The sequence below is a fragment of the Lentzea sp. NBC_00516 genome (genome assembly GCF_036346835.1).
GTDB lineage: Bacteria > Actinomycetota > Actinomycetes > Mycobacteriales > Pseudonocardiaceae > Lentzea > Lentzea sokolovensis.
Map to the genome: position 1 here is coordinate 1795016 of NZ_CP107840.1, position 15269 is coordinate 1810284.

General features: G+C 70.2%; 16 protein-coding genes. 9 read left to right on the forward strand and 7 right to left on the reverse strand.

Features of this window, described 5'->3' with window-relative positions; translation table 11 throughout:
* Positions 1 to 152: 152 nt before the first annotated feature.
* From OG205_RS07900 to OG205_RS07920, 5 genes are all read left to right on the forward strand, one after another.
* Positions 153 to 443 carry a DUF4342 domain-containing protein gene (locus OG205_RS07900; RefSeq protein ID WP_319974046.1) on the forward strand — a complete coding sequence of 97 codons (291 nt, stop codon included), beginning with the start codon at positions 153 to 155 and terminating at the stop codon, positions 441 to 443.
* Positions 444 to 608: 165 nt separating this feature from the next.
* Complete coding sequence (locus tag OG205_RS07905) at positions 609 to 1736, forward strand: sensor histidine kinase (RefSeq protein ID WP_330275588.1); 1128 nt, start codon at positions 609 to 611, stop codon at positions 1734 to 1736.
* Positions 1733 to 2404, forward strand: coding sequence for a response regulator transcription factor (locus OG205_RS07910; RefSeq protein WP_330275589.1), 672 nt, complete (start codon positions 1733 to 1735; stop codon positions 2402 to 2404). The genes OG205_RS07905 and OG205_RS07910 overlap by 4 nt, the downstream gene beginning before the upstream one ends.
* 95 nt (positions 2405 to 2499) lie before the next feature.
* Positions 2500 to 3174: a DUF2306 domain-containing protein gene (locus OG205_RS07915; RefSeq protein WP_330275590.1), complete on the forward strand. Its 675-nt coding sequence runs from the start codon at positions 2500 to 2502 to the stop codon at positions 3172 to 3174.
* Positions 3171 to 4157, forward strand: coding sequence for an NAD(P)-dependent alcohol dehydrogenase (locus OG205_RS07920; RefSeq protein WP_330275591.1), 987 nt, complete (start codon positions 3171 to 3173; stop codon positions 4155 to 4157). The genes OG205_RS07915 and OG205_RS07920 overlap by 4 nt, the downstream gene beginning before the upstream one ends.
* Here the strand turns inward: OG205_RS07920 and OG205_RS07925 are convergent.
* Both OG205_RS07925 and OG205_RS07930 read right to left on the reverse strand, forming a co-directional pair.
* Positions 4147 to 5283, reverse strand: a complete 1137-nt coding sequence (locus OG205_RS07925; protein WP_330275592.1) for an amidohydrolase family protein — start codon at positions 5281 to 5283, stop codon at positions 4147 to 4149. The two genes, OG205_RS07920 and OG205_RS07925, sit on opposite strands and share 11 nt — an antisense overlap.
* The gene (locus OG205_RS07930; RefSeq protein WP_330275593.1) at positions 5255 to 5773 is read right to left on the reverse strand and encodes a MarR family winged helix-turn-helix transcriptional regulator; all 519 of its coding nucleotides are present in this window, start codon (positions 5771 to 5773) and stop codon (positions 5255 to 5257) included. Before OG205_RS07930 ends, OG205_RS07925 begins: the two co-directional genes overlap by 29 nt.
* A gap of 76 nt (positions 5774 to 5849) precedes the next feature.
* Between OG205_RS07930 and OG205_RS07935 the strand changes: the two genes are divergently transcribed.
* Positions 5850 to 6473 carry a maleylpyruvate isomerase family mycothiol-dependent enzyme gene (locus OG205_RS07935; protein ID WP_330275594.1) on the forward strand — a complete coding sequence of 208 codons (624 nt, stop codon included), beginning with the start codon at positions 5850 to 5852 and terminating at the stop codon, positions 6471 to 6473.
* Between the two features lies 1 nt (position 6474).
* Here OG205_RS07935 and OG205_RS07940 read toward each other — a convergent pair whose 3' ends face one another.
* Together OG205_RS07940 and OG205_RS07945 are read right to left on the reverse strand one after the other, a co-directional pair.
* The gene (locus tag OG205_RS07940) at positions 6475 to 7884 is read right to left on the reverse strand and encodes a DUF2867 domain-containing protein (protein ID WP_330275595.1); all 1410 of its coding nucleotides are present in this window, start codon (positions 7882 to 7884) and stop codon (positions 6475 to 6477) included.
* A gap of 51 nt (positions 7885 to 7935) precedes the next feature.
* Positions 7936 to 9156 (reverse strand): amidohydrolase family protein, encoded by a 1221-nt coding sequence (locus OG205_RS07945; RefSeq protein ID WP_330275596.1) that lies wholly within the window; start codon positions 9154 to 9156, stop codon positions 7936 to 7938.
* Between the two features lie 112 nt (positions 9157 to 9268).
* Between OG205_RS07945 and OG205_RS07950 the strand changes: the two genes are divergently transcribed.
* Both OG205_RS07950 and OG205_RS07955 read left to right on the forward strand, forming a co-directional pair.
* The gene (locus tag OG205_RS07950; RefSeq protein WP_330275597.1) at positions 9269 to 9757 is read left to right on the forward strand and encodes a MarR family winged helix-turn-helix transcriptional regulator; all 489 of its coding nucleotides are present in this window, start codon (positions 9269 to 9271) and stop codon (positions 9755 to 9757) included.
* A 46-nt stretch (positions 9758 to 9803) separates the two neighbouring features.
* Positions 9804 to 10514, forward strand: a complete 711-nt coding sequence (locus OG205_RS07955) for a YqjF family protein (RefSeq protein ID WP_330275598.1) — start codon at positions 9804 to 9806, stop codon at positions 10512 to 10514.
* A gap of 18 nt (positions 10515 to 10532) precedes the next feature.
* Here OG205_RS07955 and OG205_RS07960 read toward each other — a convergent pair whose 3' ends face one another.
* The 3 genes from OG205_RS07960 to OG205_RS07970 all read right to left on the reverse strand — a co-directional run bounded on the left by OG205_RS07960 (position 10533) and on the right by OG205_RS07970 (position 12818).
* Positions 10533 to 11501: an IS481 family transposase gene (locus OG205_RS07960; RefSeq protein WP_330275599.1), complete on the reverse strand. Its 969-nt coding sequence runs from the start codon at positions 11499 to 11501 to the stop codon at positions 10533 to 10535.
* A gap of 113 nt (positions 11502 to 11614) precedes the next feature.
* Positions 11615 to 12517, reverse strand: a complete 903-nt coding sequence (locus tag OG205_RS07965; RefSeq protein WP_330275600.1) for an alpha/beta fold hydrolase — start codon at positions 12515 to 12517, stop codon at positions 11615 to 11617.
* Between the two features lie 100 nt (positions 12518 to 12617).
* A complete protein-coding gene (locus OG205_RS07970; protein WP_330275601.1) occupies positions 12618 to 12818 on the reverse strand; it encodes a hypothetical protein in 201 nt (66 codons plus the stop codon).
* A 142-nt stretch (positions 12819 to 12960) separates the two neighbouring features.
* Here OG205_RS07970 and OG205_RS07975 point away from each other — a divergent pair, with 142 nt between their 5' ends.
* A complete protein-coding gene (locus tag OG205_RS07975; RefSeq protein ID WP_330275602.1) occupies positions 12961 to 15216 on the forward strand; it encodes a hypothetical protein in 2256 nt (751 codons plus the stop codon).
* Positions 15217 to 15269 lie beyond the last annotated feature (53 nt).

Consider the following 15269-nt stretch of genomic DNA (forward strand, 5'->3'; position numbering starts at 1 on the left):
GTGATGCGGATCACCTATCGCTGAAGGTGGGAACGGGTTTCTCGACCTGAGGGGGAAATCAGGCGGAGGTCAGGGGAAAACCCTGATGGCACGGCACCTGATCACGGGCACGCTGGAAGTCGTCAAGGGGATGTCCCAGTTCGAGGAGAGACATGAGCGAATCCAAGTCCGAGCCCACCCGCAACCCCGTCGACTCGGTGGTCGACGCCGTGCGCGGACTGGTCAGCGAGGGCATCAACCGTCGTGTCGTCGTGCGGGACAGCAAGGACGACGTGGTGCTCGAGGTGCCGCTGGCTCTCGGGTTCGTGGCGGCGTTCGCCGCTCCGGTGGCCACGACGATCGGTGCCGGTGTCGCGCTGGTCGGCAAGTGCGGAATCTCGCTGGAGGACCGTCGGAAGCCTGGCAGCGAGCCCGCGACGACGGTCGAGGCCGAGCAGGCGTAGTCAGTGGCCGCGATTCGTCGCGGCGGGGGATGTAGGGGACGCAGTGGGCCGGCGCCGTCACCAGGGGGTGACGGCGCCGGCCCGCGTTGCGGCATCCGGCTTCAGGGCCCAGGTCTCGTGCTTTGGACTGATCTGCCATGACTCTTGCTCTCGTACGATGACCTCGTGTTCGCCTATCCGCGGTCGGTGTGGGACGAGCCCCGGCCTGTGCGCGGGGCGGCACGACTGTGGTGGGACTGGGCGCTGGTCGCCGTCCTCCTGTTGGTCGCGGTGCTCGAGACACTGCTGCGGCCGGACCTGAACTCGCGGGCCGGTTCGCTGGCCGTGGCGGTGGTGCTGCTGCCGTTGCTGTTGCTGCGCCGGAGCAGGCCGCTCTTCGCGGTCGCCGTCGCGTTCGGAGTGGCCGCGGTCGCCTCGCTGGTGTTCGGGGGCGAGTCCGAGCTCAACGTGATGGTGTTCATGCTGCTCTTCCCGTTCTCGTTGTTCCGGTGGGGTTCCGGGCGCGAGGCGGTGATCGGGCTGGCGATCATGCTCGGCAAGGTCGGGCTGTCGGCGGTGCTCGGGTTCATCAGCGTGGGCGAGGCCGGGAGCGGGAGCGCCGTGCTGGGCACGGCGTGCGCCGTCGGAGCCGCCGTGCGGTATCGGGGACGGGCGCGGGCACGGGAGCTGGAACAGGTGAAACTGCTGGAACGCGAGCGGCTGGCGCGGGATCTGCACGACACGGTGGCGCACCACGTGTCGGCGATGGCGATCCGGGCCCAGGCGGGGCTCGCGACGGCGGCGTCGCGGCCGGAGGCGGCCACCGAGGCACTCGGCCTGATCGAGTCGGAGGCGTCGCGGGCGCTCGCCGAGATGCGCACGATGGTGCGAGCGTTGCGGCGCAACGAGTCCGCGGACCTGGCGCCCAGCCCGACGGTCGCCGACGTCGCACTGCTCGCGAGCCCCGGCAGGCCGGGTCCTGAGGTGGACGTGCGGATCGACGGGGCCGTCGACGACCTCCCGAAGTCCGTCGGAACCGCGATCTACCGGCTCACCCAGGAGTCGGTCACCAACGCGCGCAGGCATGCCCGGCACGCCACGCGCATCGAGGTGTCGGTGGTCGTCGGCGCCTCGTCGGTGCGTCTGCGGGTGAGCGACGACGGCGACACCGCCACCACCGCGGTGCCCGGTCACGGGTTGATCGGCATGATGGAGCGCGCCGACCTGCTCGGCGGCAGCTGTGAGGCAGGCCCGAACTCCGGACGCGGCTGGACCGTGACGGCTGTCCTGCCGCTCACCGGGGCGCGGGGATGAGCGTCCGGGTGATCGTCGCCGACGACCAGGAGATCGTCCGCACCGGACTCTCGATGATCCTCGACGCCCAGCCGGGCATCGAGGTCGTCGGTGCGGCGCCGGACGGACGGCAGGCCGTGGAACTGGCCCGGCGCCTGCGGCCCGACGTGTGCCTGTTCGACATCCGGATGCCCGGGACCGACGGCATCGAGGCCACCCGCCTGCTCGCCGGGCCAGGAGTCGCCGACCCGCTCGCCGTCGTCGTGATCACCACGTTCGACCTCGACGAGTACGTCTACGCCGCGCTCCGTGCGGGTGCCAGGGGTTTCCTGCTCAAGGACGCCGGCCCCGCCCTGCTCGCCCAGGCGGTCCACGCCGCTGCCTCCGGCGACGCCCTGATCGCCCCCAGCGTCACCGCCCGGCTGATCGAGGCGTTCACGGACGTCGAGCCCGCCGGCCGCGTCGTGCAGCCGATCGAGCCGCTCACCGAACGGGAGGAGCAGGTCCTCGCCGCCGTCGCGGGTGGGCGCACCAACAGCGAGGTCGCCCAGGAGCTGTACATCACGCTCAGCACCGTGAAGTCCCACATCGCCAGCCTGATGGCCAAGATCGGCGTCAGGAACCGGGTCGAGATGGCCATCTGGGCCTACGAGACCAAGCGGGTCCGGAGTGGATTCCGGCAGCAGTAGCCGAAAGTACGACGAGTGCACCGCACCATCGGCCAGGTCGATCGAGGCCCTTCTGCCGATGAGGTGACACCCCCACTCGCGACACGATTCGGTGCATGACCTCCTCGACCAAGTGGGACAGGCTCATCCCGGCCGCGATCATCCTGTTCAGCGTGATCCCGGTGCTCGGCGGCGCTCTCCGGCTGGGCGAGCTCGGCGGCGGCGCGGAGATCACACCGGACAACGCGAGGTTCTTCGCCTCACCCGTTCCCGTGGTGCTGCACGCGATCACCGTCAGCGTGTACTGCGTCCTCGGGGCCTTCCAGTTCGCTCCCGGCTTCCGGCGCCGCAGACCGGCGTGGCACAGGGCGGCAGGACGCGTTCTGGTCCTTTGTGGACTCCTGGGAGCGTTGTCAGGTCTGTGGATGACCGTGTTCTACCCCAAACCCGCCGACGTGGGCGTGCTGCTCACAGGCATCCGGCTGGTGTTCGGCACGGCCTGGTTCGTGTTCATCGTGCTCGGGTTCGCCGCCATCCGCCGCCGGGACGTCGCCGGGCACCGCGCCTGGATGATCCGCGGTTTCGCGATCGGGCTCGGCGCCGGCACCCAGGCGGTGACGCTGACCCTGTGGCTGGTGGCCGTCGGCACGCCCGACCGGCTCGCCAAGGCGGCGCTGATGCTCGCCGCCTGGCTCGTCAACCTCGCCGTCGCGGAGTGGATCATCCGCCGCCAGGTGAAGCCCTCTCGCGCGACCGCCCAGGTCGGCGCCACGCTCAGGGAGACCCGATGAAGGCGATCGTGCAGGACCGGTACGGATCACCGGACGTGCTGGAGTTCCGCGACGTGGAGCCGCCCGCGGCCTCGGGCAACGAGGTGCTCGTGCGCGTGCACGCGGCCTCGGTCAACGCCTACGACTGGCACGTCATGCGCGGAGATCCTTACCTGGCAAGGCTCACGGGGATCGGACTGACCGGTCCCGGCAGGAGGATCCGCGGCCGCGACTTCGCCGGCACGGTGGAGGCGGTCGGCCGGGGCGTGCGGCGCTTCCGGCCCGGTGACGAGGTGTACGGCGACCTGGGCACTGCCGACGGGGCGTTCGCCGAGTACGTGTGCGCGCCGGAGGACCTGGTGGAGACCAAGCCTGCCAACCTGACGTTCGAGCAGGCCGCCGCGGTGCCGCTGGCCGGCCTCACCGCGCTGAAGGGACTGCGCGACACCGGAAAGCTCCAGGCGGGACAGCACGTCCTGATCAACGGGGCGTCCGGAGGCGTCGGCACGTTCGCGGTGCAGATCGCGAAGTCCATGGGCGCCACGGTGACCGGCGTGTGCCGCACGAGGAACGTCGAACTGGTGCGGTCGCTCGGCGCCGACCACGTCGTCGACTACACCGAAGGCGACTTCACCGGGAACGGCGGGCACTACGACCTCGTCTTCGACCTGGTCGGCAACCACTCGCTGACCGGGCTGCGGCGCGTGCTCGCCCCCGGCGGGACGATCGTGCTGTCCGGCGGGGGAGTGTTCCGCGGCGGCAGTCTCGCCGGGCCGATGTGGCTCATGATCAGGGCGAAGCTGCAGGCGCCGTTCGTCCGCGACCGGCTGCTCGTGCTCACCACGACGCCGGACGGGGAGATCCTCGCGGCGCTGCGGCGCCTCGCCGAGTCAGGAGGCTTCAGGCCGGTCGTTGACCGCACCTACTCGCTGGACGAGGTGCCCGACGCGGTCCGTTACGTCGAGACGGAACACGCCCGCGCGAAGGTCGTCATCACCGCGTGATGCCCGGCGCGGCGACCCCGCGCTTCCACACGCCGGCGATGTCGCGGCTGGCGGTGATGTCCTGGAGCGGGTTCCGGTTGAGCAGGAGGAGATCCGCGCGTGTGCCCGTGGCGAGGACGCCGCGGTCGTGCAGCCCGAACACCGCCGCGGCACGGGACGTCGCCGCGGCGAGCGCGTCGGCGGGGCTGAGTCCGGCGTCCACGAGCAGGGCGAGTTCCTCGTGGACGGCGCTGCCGTGGGCGACGCGGGAAGGCGAGGTCACGTCGGAGTTCGCGTCGGTGCCGAGGACGATCGTCGCGCCCGCGTCGTTCAGCGCCGCGGTCGAGGCGAGGGTCTGGCCGAAGTGCAGCGACTTCGGCCTGAACGGCAGACGCAGGTTCTCCAGGACACCGCGCATCATCACCAGGGTGGGGGACACGGCGGTACCCGAGGAGGCGACCCGGCCGGCCAGGTCGGCGGACAGTGTCGCGCTGATGGGCGCGTGGGTGATGACGTCGGCGCCCGCGTCGAGCGCGGTGGCGTAGGCCTGCGGTGACGCGGCGTGGACGACCACTTTCTTCCCCGCCCGGTGCGCTTCGGTCACGAGGGCGGCGACCGTGGCGGGGCTCAGGGGCCGGGGCTGGAACGGCAGCACCTTGTCCTCCAGCACGATCTTGAGGAAGTCGGGTTCCTGGCGCAGCCGCTCGGCCACCCACCGCGCGGCGTCGGCGGGGCCGCTGACCGCCGTGGAGGCCGGGAAACCCATCTTGCGCACAGCTCGGCCGCGCACTGCGCACGCCGGGTAGGAGACACCGCGGACGTCGGAGCGGTCGTCGGACTCGTTGTCCCGCAACGCGCGGAGCTCGTCCCACCGGGTCGAGGCCATGTCGAGCATCGTCGTCACGCCCCACCGCAACCCGGCGGCGAGTTCGTCGGCATGTCCGATGTGGACGTGGGTGTCGATGAGCCCGGGAAGCAGGTAGCCGCCCCGTCCGTCGACGACCTCGCCATCGGTGCCGCCGGTGATCACGCCGTTCTCGACGCCGAGCGAGGTGAGCGGCCCGAACGTGTGCTCTGGGGTGAACAGGTGGACGTTGGTGAGCGTGAACCTCGAGATGTCACACCTCCGGGGACGCGCGGCGATCAAGCGGATCGAGCACGGCGGCAAGTGCCGTCACGGCGGCCTCGACGTCCGCGTCACCGGCCTTGCCCAGCAGGTCGTGCTGAGCGGCGACGACCTCGCGGACCACTCGCTCGGCCACGTCCTTCCCCTCGGCTGTCAGGGCCACGCGCCTGCTGCGCCCGTCCGACGCGTCCGACGTCTGCGAGGTGAGACCGCGGCGCTCCAATGACCGGAGCACGTTGCTCAGCCCGCCGGTCGTGAGCAGCAGCCGGGATGACAGCTCCGACGGCTTCAGGTGCGCGTCGCCCGCCGTCAGCAGCGTGCCGAGAACGTCGTACTCGGCACGGCTCAGGCCGAAGCCCGTCAGCACGGCGACCGTGACGCGGTCGGTCAGGGCGTGCATCCGTGCGACGCGCTTGGTGAACTCGATCGTCCGCACCGGCAGTTCGGGGGCGTGCCGTGCCCACCACGCCACCACCCCGCCGACCAGGTCAGTCTCGCCGCGCTCTGCCACGACGGCAATCTATCTTTGTGGATAGCTTTATGCAAAGGCATCTGGTGACCGGAGTGACCACGGCTATCGTCGCGCCATGCCCGACCTGACGGAGATCCAAAAGCGCGAACTCGCCGCGTTGGCCGACGACCTGAGCGCGCTCGACCCGTCGCAGTGGCGCACGGCCACGTTGTGCGGTGACTGGGACGTCGAGGAGGCCCTCGCCCACCTCGGCGCGGCCACCAGGCTCAACCTGGTGGGCTGGATCCGCAGCATGGCCGGTGCCCGGTTCAACGCCGACCTGCACAACCGGCGGCGCCTCGAGGAGTTCCGCGGCGCCACCCCGCGGGAGACGCTCGAACGGTTCCGGCACGTCGGGACGATCGCGTTGCCGGTGAAGTCGTCCCCGGCCGGGCTGGGCGAGGTGATCGTCCACGGCGAGGACATCCGCAGGCCGCTCGGACTGCGGCACACCCCCGATGCCGACGGCCTGCTCGCCGTGGCCCGTTTCTTCGCCGCGAAGGACTTCGCGGTCAACAGCAAGACCCTGGTCAAGGGTCTGGCGCTGCGGGCGACCGACGCGGACTTCCAGGCGGGCGGTGGGCCCGAGGTTCGCGGGCCGTTGCTGTCGCTGGTCATGGTGATGGCCGGGCGTGCCGCGTTCCTCGCCGACCTCGGCGGCGACGGAGTCCCCGAACTGAGCCGGCGACTGGCCTCCTGAGTCACGCGTCCTGTGCCGCAGCCGCCTTTTTGACGATCCCGCGTGCCATCGTGGCGAACACGATGTCGTGCAACGGTTTCTGCGCCATCCAGTAGAGCTGGCCGAGCAGCCCGTCGGCGGTGAACGTGATCTTCTGCCGGTAGCGCGTGCGGTCGCCCTCGCGATCGACGCGCATGTCGAGCACCGTGCGGCCGGGCATCTTCATGTCGGCCCGCAACACCAGCTGCCTCGCCTCGTCGTCGCGGCGCACGACGGTCCAGAAGTCGACCACGTCCCCGTCACCGACCTCGGGTGCCCGGCCGCGGTACAGCCCGATGCCGCCGAACAGGTGGTCGATCGCGCCCCGGACCGTCCACACGAGAGGGACCGTGTGCCAGCCGTCCTGGCCGCCCAACGTGTTCACCGTGCGCCACACGTCCTCGGGTGACGCCTCGGTGAGCACCGTCCGCTCCTCGGTGAACACCTCGCCGCCGGTCTTCTCGGCCTCCGGAGTGGTCGCGGCGCGGATGGCGTTGTCGACGCTGGTCATGCCACCGGGCGGAGCGGGCAGCACGTCGGTGATCGGCGGACCGTCGGCCGCGAGATCGTGGTCGAGTGACGCGAACAACGGCTCCGCGACCGCCGCGGACACCGGCGTCACGAGCCCGGCGACCTGCGCGGCGAGCTTGTGCGACCACAACGGCGCGGGCACCGGCAGCCGGACCGGGAGCCGCAGCACCCGCGCACACCGCTGCACCAGTTCCAGATAGCTGAGCCGCTCCGGGCCTGGTACGTCGAACACGCCGCCGACCGGTTCCGGGACGTCCGCGGCGGCTACCAGGAGGTGCACGACGTCGGCGAGCGCCACCGGCCTGCTGGTGTTGTGCATCCACGACGGCACCGGCACCCACGGCGTGAGCCGGGCGGACGATCGCAACAGCTCGAAACTCGCCGACCCTGCGCCGATGATCATCGACGCCTGCAGCACGAGCGCGGGCACCCGTCCCGCGGTCAGGACGTCACCGACCTCGGCCCGGGAGGCGAGGTGCGCGGACAGGCCGGGGGAGTCGGGACGCGGCCCACCGACGTAGACGATCTGCCGCACCTCCGCGTCCGCCGCCGCCGTCGCCAGCACGGAGGCGGCCTCGCGGTCGATGCCGGCGAAGTCCGGCTGATCCAGTGAGTGCATCAGGAAGTACACGAGGTCGCTGTTCGCCAACGCTCCCCGGACCGCCCGCGCGTCCGTGGCGTCGCCGACGTGCACCATCACCCTCGTGGGGAACTGTGCCGCCTGGCCGCGGTCGCGAACCAGCACAGCCACCTCGTGCCCGTGCGCGAGCAGCTCCGGCACGAGGTGCGAACCTAGGTGCCCGGTCGCGCCCATCACGAGACACCTCAGCGGCGGGTCTTCCTGATCGATCGTCACCCGCATGACGTGCCCACTTTCGGCCGAGCGCAATCGTCCGCACGTACGAATGCCGCGTCAGCGCCGCTGGACGAGAGCACCTCGGCGCCAGACGGCACGCGTGTTGAGGGTGTCCGAGATCGTGGTGGTGGGGTCCCCGTCGACGAGGAGGAGGTCGGCGCGCAGCCCCTCGGCGATGCGGCCGCGGTCGGACAGCGCGAACCGCCGGGCCGTCGTGGCGGTCGCGGCGCGCAGTGCCTGCTGCGGGGTGAGTCCGGCCTGCACGAGGTACTGCAGTTCGTGGTGGACGCTCGCGCCATGGGCGAGGCCGCCGAGGAACGGCACCGGAACGGAGGCGTCGGTGCCCACCAGGACGTCGACGCCGGCGTCGCTGAGCGCCTTGATGGTGGCCAGGACGTCCTTGATCTCGCCCTGCGGGTAGCAGCCGAAGCTGGAGCGCAGGGTCCTGTCCCAGTCCTCGTCCAGCCGGGAGGACACCCGCGGGTCGTCGGCGAGTTCGCCACCGGTGATGCCCATGAGCGAGGCGTTGAGGACCGCGCAGGGCACGACGAACATGCCGGAGTCCTTGATCAGGGCGATGATCTCGTCGTCGTGGGGTTCGACGAACAGGTGCGCCAGGCCGTCGATTCCGGCCTCCAGAGCCATTCTGGTGGCGTCGATGGTCAGCGTGTGGGCGACGGTGAGGACGCCGTACCTCTTGGCCTCGGCCACGCCCGCGTTCAGGGTGGCCTGATCGATCATCGGAAGCCCGGGGTGCCCCTCGACGCTGCCGTCGTCGATCATGAACTTGACGTAGTCCGAGCCGTGGGCGAGCAGCCGGGGGATCGACGCCGCGGCGCCCTCCGGGCTCGTGGCGTCCGGCTGGAACGGCGGCTCGCCGGTCTGATCTCCGCCGCCGCCGGGAGTGAAGCCCGGCGGGAACAGCTCGGCGGGATGCCCGCCGGGCGGCGTGAGGCCGAAGCCCGCCGAGCGCACGTCCGCGACCGTGTCGTCGTCGCTGATGGCGGCCCGCCGGTCGCGCGTGTTGAGGCCCTGCATCTCCAGTTCGGTGGTCACGCCGAAGCGCAGCGCCAGCGCGAGGGCTTCCGGTGCGGTGTGGACGTGCGCGTCGATCAGGCCCGGCAGCAGTGTCGCGCCGGTCCCGTCGACCACGTCGGCTCCGGCGGGCACCTCCCCGCCGACCTGGACGATCTTTCCGTCCTCGATGGACACGGTGGTGACGCCCAGGTTCTTCTCGCCGTCGAAGACCCTGGCGCCGGTGATGGTGGTCGTGGTCATGGCCTGCCTTGGTCGTGGTGGGTGACTCCTTCACTGAATCATATACCTTCAGTCATGTAAATATCGGAAGGTATGTAGATGCCTTCTGCTTCGTAGTTGCTAGAGTGACGGGATGAGCGACTCGCCTCGGCCAGGGGACGACGAAGGCCTGCTCGACCAGGTCGGGCCCGCCCTGTCCCGGCTGCGCCGCCGGACCTCCGGCGGACGCGGGGACCTCACCCGCAACCTCGTCCTGAACGTCGTCCACGACGATCCTGGCGAGATGACGGTGGGCGGGGTCGCCGCCGAGATGGGGGTCGCCCAGCCCGTCGCCAGCCGAACCGTGGCCGCCTGCATCGCGGACGGCCTGCTCCGGCGCGCCGTCTCACAGGCGGACGGCCGCCGCACGGTCCTCGAACTCACCGAGGCGGGCGAGGCCGAACGCGGCCGCTTCGCCTCCGAGCAGCGCGAAGCCTTCGAGTTCATCACGGCCGGGTGGACGGCCGCCGAGCGCGACCAGTTCGCCCGGTTCCTGGTCCGCTACAGCCAGGACAGTTCGGACTGGTCACGCCGGCAAACCCGCAAGGGCCGGCCCGACGGCTCCGCGGCCACTGGATCTTGAGGAACTCGGCCCGGACTCTCAGGTGTGCTGCGTTTGAATCGTGTCCATGACCTTCGGTTCACCGCGGCGCATCGACCGTTCGGTGCTGACGCAGTGGTGGACCGACGTGACGTTCCTGCACTGGCGAGTTCCCCCTGCGGCGGTGCGACATCTGCTGCCCGCGGGCACGCGGCCGGACGTGGTCGACGGCGACACGTTCGTCGGGCTCATCGCGTTCCGCCTGTGCCCGCTGGGCTGGCCCGCGCTGACGGACCGCTGGAGCTTCCCGGAGACCAACGTCCGCCTGTACACGATCGACGGGCAGGGCAGGCGTGGCGTCGTGTTCCTCTCGATGGACGCCGCGAACCTGCCGTTCGTGCTGAGCGCACGAGCTCTCGCGGGACTGCCGTACATGTGGTCGGACACAACGGTGCGCCGTGACGGCGACGAGGTCACCTACACCTGCCGGCGCAAGTGGCCTCATCGTCCGGACGCGACGAGCACGTTCACGGTGCGGGCGGGGGAGCGGATCGCCCGGCCGAGCCCGCTGGAGGAGTTCCTGACGGCCAGGTGGGGCCTGCACACGTCCTGGCTCGGCCGGACCACGTACCTGCCGAACCACCACGCGCCCTGGGACCTCCGCCGCGCCACGATCGTTCGCTGCGACGACGATCTGGTGGCATCGGCGGAGATTCCGGTCTCCGGCGAGCCGATGAGCGTTCTGTACTCACCCGGAGTGCGGGCCAGGTTCGGCGTCCCGTCGTGCGCGGCGTCCTGATCTCCGCGACCGGTACAGCTAGCTGTAGTGCCCTGAGACATTGTCGACGCGGCTGATGGGTGGCTGTCCTCCGAGTGCGGTGTGGGCTCGGTGGTGGTTGTAGCGGTGCAGGAACTCGGGCAGGGCGTCGGCGCGTTGCTGGCCGCTGGTGAAGGTCTGGGCGTAGGCCCATTCCTCGGCGAGGGTGCGGTTGAAGCGTTCGGCTTTGCCGTTGGTCTGGGGCCGGTAGGAGCGGGTGAGGCGGTGGCTGGCGCCGATGTCGGTCATCGCTTCCCGGAAGGCGTGTGATCGGCGGTAGGCCATGGCGTTGTCGGTCATGACCTGTTCGATGACCGGGATTCCTTGTGTGGCAAGAACTTGTGCTGCGCGGCGGAGGAAGGCGGCGCAGGTGGTGGCGGTCTCGTCGGGGTGGATCTCGGCGTAGGCCAGGCGGGTGTGGTCGTCGATGGCGCAGTGCACGAACTCGTAGCCGACGCGGGGTGCGGTGCGGGAAGCGTTGTGCTGAGCGCTGTCGCGGCCGTGGACGCGCCAGCCGCCTCCGTCGCGCAGCCGGCCGAGTTTCTTGACGTCGACGTGGACCAGTTCGCCGGGACGGGCTCGCTCGTAGCGGCGGATCACCTGCCCGGTCGGGCGGTCGAGCCAGGCGAGTTTGGGTTCGCGGTGGCGTGACAGGACGCGGTGTGTGGTCGAGGCGTGCAGTCCGAGAATTCCGGCGATGCGGGCAGGTCCGAGTCGTCGGGTCCGGCGCAGCCCGAGGATCTGGGACTCGATCGAGGCGGCGGTGCGGCGGGGTGAGTGGTGCGGCCGGCTGAACCGGTCGGCCAGGCCGGCGTCGCCTTCGTGCCGGTAGCGGCGGACCCATTTGTGGGCTGTCGCCCGGGAGATTCCCATCTCCGCGGCGACGTGGGCGACCGGGCGCCCGGCGGCGACACGCTCGACGAGCAGCCGCCGTCCATGCACGGTGAGCCGGGCATTACGGTGGTACACGAAGACCTCCGTGTGCGGTGAAGACCTAGACACCTCCACCACACACGGAGGTCTTCCTCATGATCAAGGCGACATGCCGGACACGCCGTCAACAACGTCCGTGATCACTACAGCTAGCGGACGGCCTTCAGCACGTCGTCGACGGCACCGGCGATGATCTCCGGGCGTTCGGTCACGATTCCTTCGTGCGTCGTGTTCTCGGCGAGCACGTGCTTCCGGTTCGGTCCCTGCGCGAAGCGGACCTGGGCGTCCCGCCACATCTTCGCCGCGTCGGGGGAGTCGGCGAACGGGGTCCCGGACGCGACGATCGCGGTCACCGGCACGTCCTTCGGCCAGGTGAGCTTGTGGAAGACGCGGTGGACGGGGGCGTAGTCGACCATCACGGCGAGCAGTTGGCGGTTCTTCTTGGTCGAGGGCTGCGTGAGCAGGGCGGTCCGCTGCTGCTCGATGACCGGTTCGAACGCCGTCAGCATCTCGTCGGTGAAGAAGTCGGGCACGTTCGCGTCGACGAGCACCGCACCCGACACCCAGCCCGGGTTCTTGTTCACGAAGTTCGTGGCGACCTCGCCCGCGATCGAGTGCGAGACCAGCACCACGTCCTTCGTCAGTCCCAGTTGCCTGAGTCCGGCCTCCAGGTCGGACACCGCGTTCTCCACCCGCCACGGCCCCGAGACCTCGGCGCTCTCGCCCTCACCCGCCCGGTCGTAGGTGACGACCTTCGACCCGGTGGCCTTCGCCAGCCGCGGCGCCATTTCCTTCCAGTACGACGAGCTCAGCCCGCCGCCCGCGTCCAGGACCAGGGCGGGCAGTTTGCCGTCCACGACGTGGAAGACCAGTTCGTGCTCGGCGTTCGTCACCTTGTGCGTCCTGGACGCCGCGGGTGCCGGGCTGCTCGCCGCGGACGTCGGGCTGCTCGCCGCGTTCGGTGCCGAGCACGCCAGGAGCGAGGCGGTGACGAGAACTCCGGAGCCGAGAGCGATCGCCTTGCGACGCAAGGGATTCAGGTGGTTGACCATGACGAGAACCCTAGGAATCTCCCGGCCGCACGACGATCGGGCCACCCGGCGGATCCCCGCTGGTGCGGGCCACACCTCGACGCTGGGGGAGGCCCCCCGGTCACTCGGGGCGCAACGACTTGCGGATCTCCTCCAGCCGGTCGCGGCCGGCCTCCTCGCGCCGGTCGAACTGGTCCTGGGTGTTCTGCGGATCGCCGGCCAGTTCGGTGGCGGCCTCACTGGTGAGGTTCCGGCCTTCGATCTTGTCGCGGACGTAGTCGAACGTCGGCACGCCGTCTTCGGTGTAGTCCGGTTCAGTCATGTCCCCATCATCCCCCTTGATGCGCGCTATGGTGGGAACGCACCGGGGCACGCCCTGGGGAACTCGGGGGAGTTCGGCGTAGACCGCTGGTGCGGTTGCTGTAGGGGGATTCGTGCGATTAGCAAGTTCTCTTTGTGCTGCAATGATTCTGGTGGGTGCCGGGGTGATGGCGACGCAGGCCGTCGCCGCACCGGCGAAGTGTGAGACACGTTGTGTGCACGCGAAAGCGGAGCTCGACCGGGCACCCGGCGTCGGTGAGACCGCGCAGGTCAGCTTCGAAATCACGTCCGATGTGGACTTGAAAGGCGTCCGGATCGACGCCGACGTGCCGGGAATCGCCGGCTGGAGCGCGGTTCCTGACGGGTTGTCGGTGAGCGACGTCGGCTCGTCCGTTCCGACTGACTTCGGCAAGGTCGGTCGCGCCACCACGACGATGGACCTCTCCGCGGGGCGGACGGTGCGGTTCAAGGGTGCGATCAAGGCCGTGAGCGCCGGAACGTTGCTGGTCACCGTGCGTGCGATCGCGCCGGTGAATCCCGAGCTGAACTCGGACACGTTCGTCGCGGCCGCCACGATCGGTGCCGACGGGAAGTCGTCCTACCTGGGCTCCCGTGCGGAAACCGGTGCCACCGAACAGATTCCCGCCGGAGCGGTGTCGAAGCGGGCCACGCCGTGGCTGACGCCGGCTGCCGCGGTGGCGCGGTCGTCGAAGCCGCACAGCGACGACCCGCCACGGGCGCAGGCCGCACCGGTGTGCGCGACGGGCAGCTGGAACTACCGGGATCACACCGGGACGTTCCGCACCGCGGCGAACTTCCTGGTCGAGGCGTGGGACGACGACAACGGTCCCGACGACCTGCTCGGCACCGCGCTCACCGACGGGAACGGCGCGTTCCGGCTGTGCTTCCCGAACGACGACTTCTCCGGTGGCGCCGACGTGTACCTGAAGTTCGTGGCGCAGAACGGTTCCTGGGGTGTCGAGTTCGACGACGACCCGTACAACTTCCGCACCGCGACGATGAACGACGTCGGTGACGGGCGCACCCTGGCGTTCGGTGCCCAGCAGCCGACCGACCCGCGGTACATGCGGGCCGTGGAGGCGTTCGACGAGATCAACTCGGCGTCCGACTGGACTCCGAGCGACTGCTGGGACGCGGACGACCACGACTGCCGGCGTGTCGACTTCAACTGGCGCTGGGACTACAACCCGGCGAACAACCACTACGACCGCGATGACGACGAGGTCCACCTGCGAGCCAACGCGCCGGACTTCCGCAGCATCGTGGTGCACGAGCTCGGGCACGCCGTGATGGACGACGTGTACAACGACAACTTCCCGACCTCCAACTGCCCGTCCCCGCACTTCGTCACCAGGGAGAGCGGTGCGAACTGCGCGTGGACCGAGGGCTTCCCGGACTGGTACCAGGCCGCGGTGTTCAACGACCACGAGTACCGCGGCGACGGCTTCACCGTCGAGCTGGAGAACGTGACCTGGGGCGATCCGAACTGGGACAACGGCGACGGCGTCGAAGGCCGCGTCGCGGGGGCGTTGCTCGACCTCGCGGACCCGAACAACGAACCTCACTGGGACTCGCGGACCGAGAACCCGTACACCGAGATCTGGCAGACGTTCCTGCGCTACCGGTCGTCCAACCTCGCCGAGTTCTGGCGCCAGCGCGGTCAGGCGGGATTCGACGTCGGCCCTGGTCCGCTGGCCGCGCTGTACCAGAACACGATCGACTACGGGTTCCGCGAGCCGCTGGGCGACTACCAGACGCGAACCCGTCCCGCGCCGGGACCGAACCAGCCGCACCGGTACCGGGTCGACACGTCGGTCGCGTTCTGGTCGGTCGTCGCGCTGCGGCCGCCGGCCAACGCCGACTACGACCTGCGTCTCTACGACGACCCCCAGCTGCGCCAGCAGCTGGCCGCGAGCGTGGCGGGCCAGGGCGAGGTGGACTTCATCGCGATCGACACGAACCAGGGAGGCCGCCCCGCCGGGGACTTCTACCCCGAGGTGACCCACGTGAGCGGGACCGGCGACTACCGGATCCAGTTCGCGAACGGCACGAACCAGTTGCGCCCGGAGGAGAAGTTCGCGATGGGCGACGACAACGTGGTGGTCGTCCGTGACCACTGCGTCGAAGCGGGTACGAAGTTCACCGTCACCGCGACGCCGGACACCGCGAGCCAGGACGCCCAGCTGTTCGTCATGTCGTCCGACGGCGGTCGTCCGGTCGTCGCGTCACGGGCTCAGGCAGCCGCGTCGTCGACCGGCCACGGGCTCGGTGAGGCGGAACAGATCGAGTACACCGCGCCCGGACCCGCACTGGACTGCTACAGCGTGGTGCTGGTGAACAAGGCGGGCAACGGAACGTACACGCTTTCCGTCTCCTGACCACGAGGGGTTGCTCCAGGCCCGTCCTGGGGCAACCCCGGACAGGGGGAACG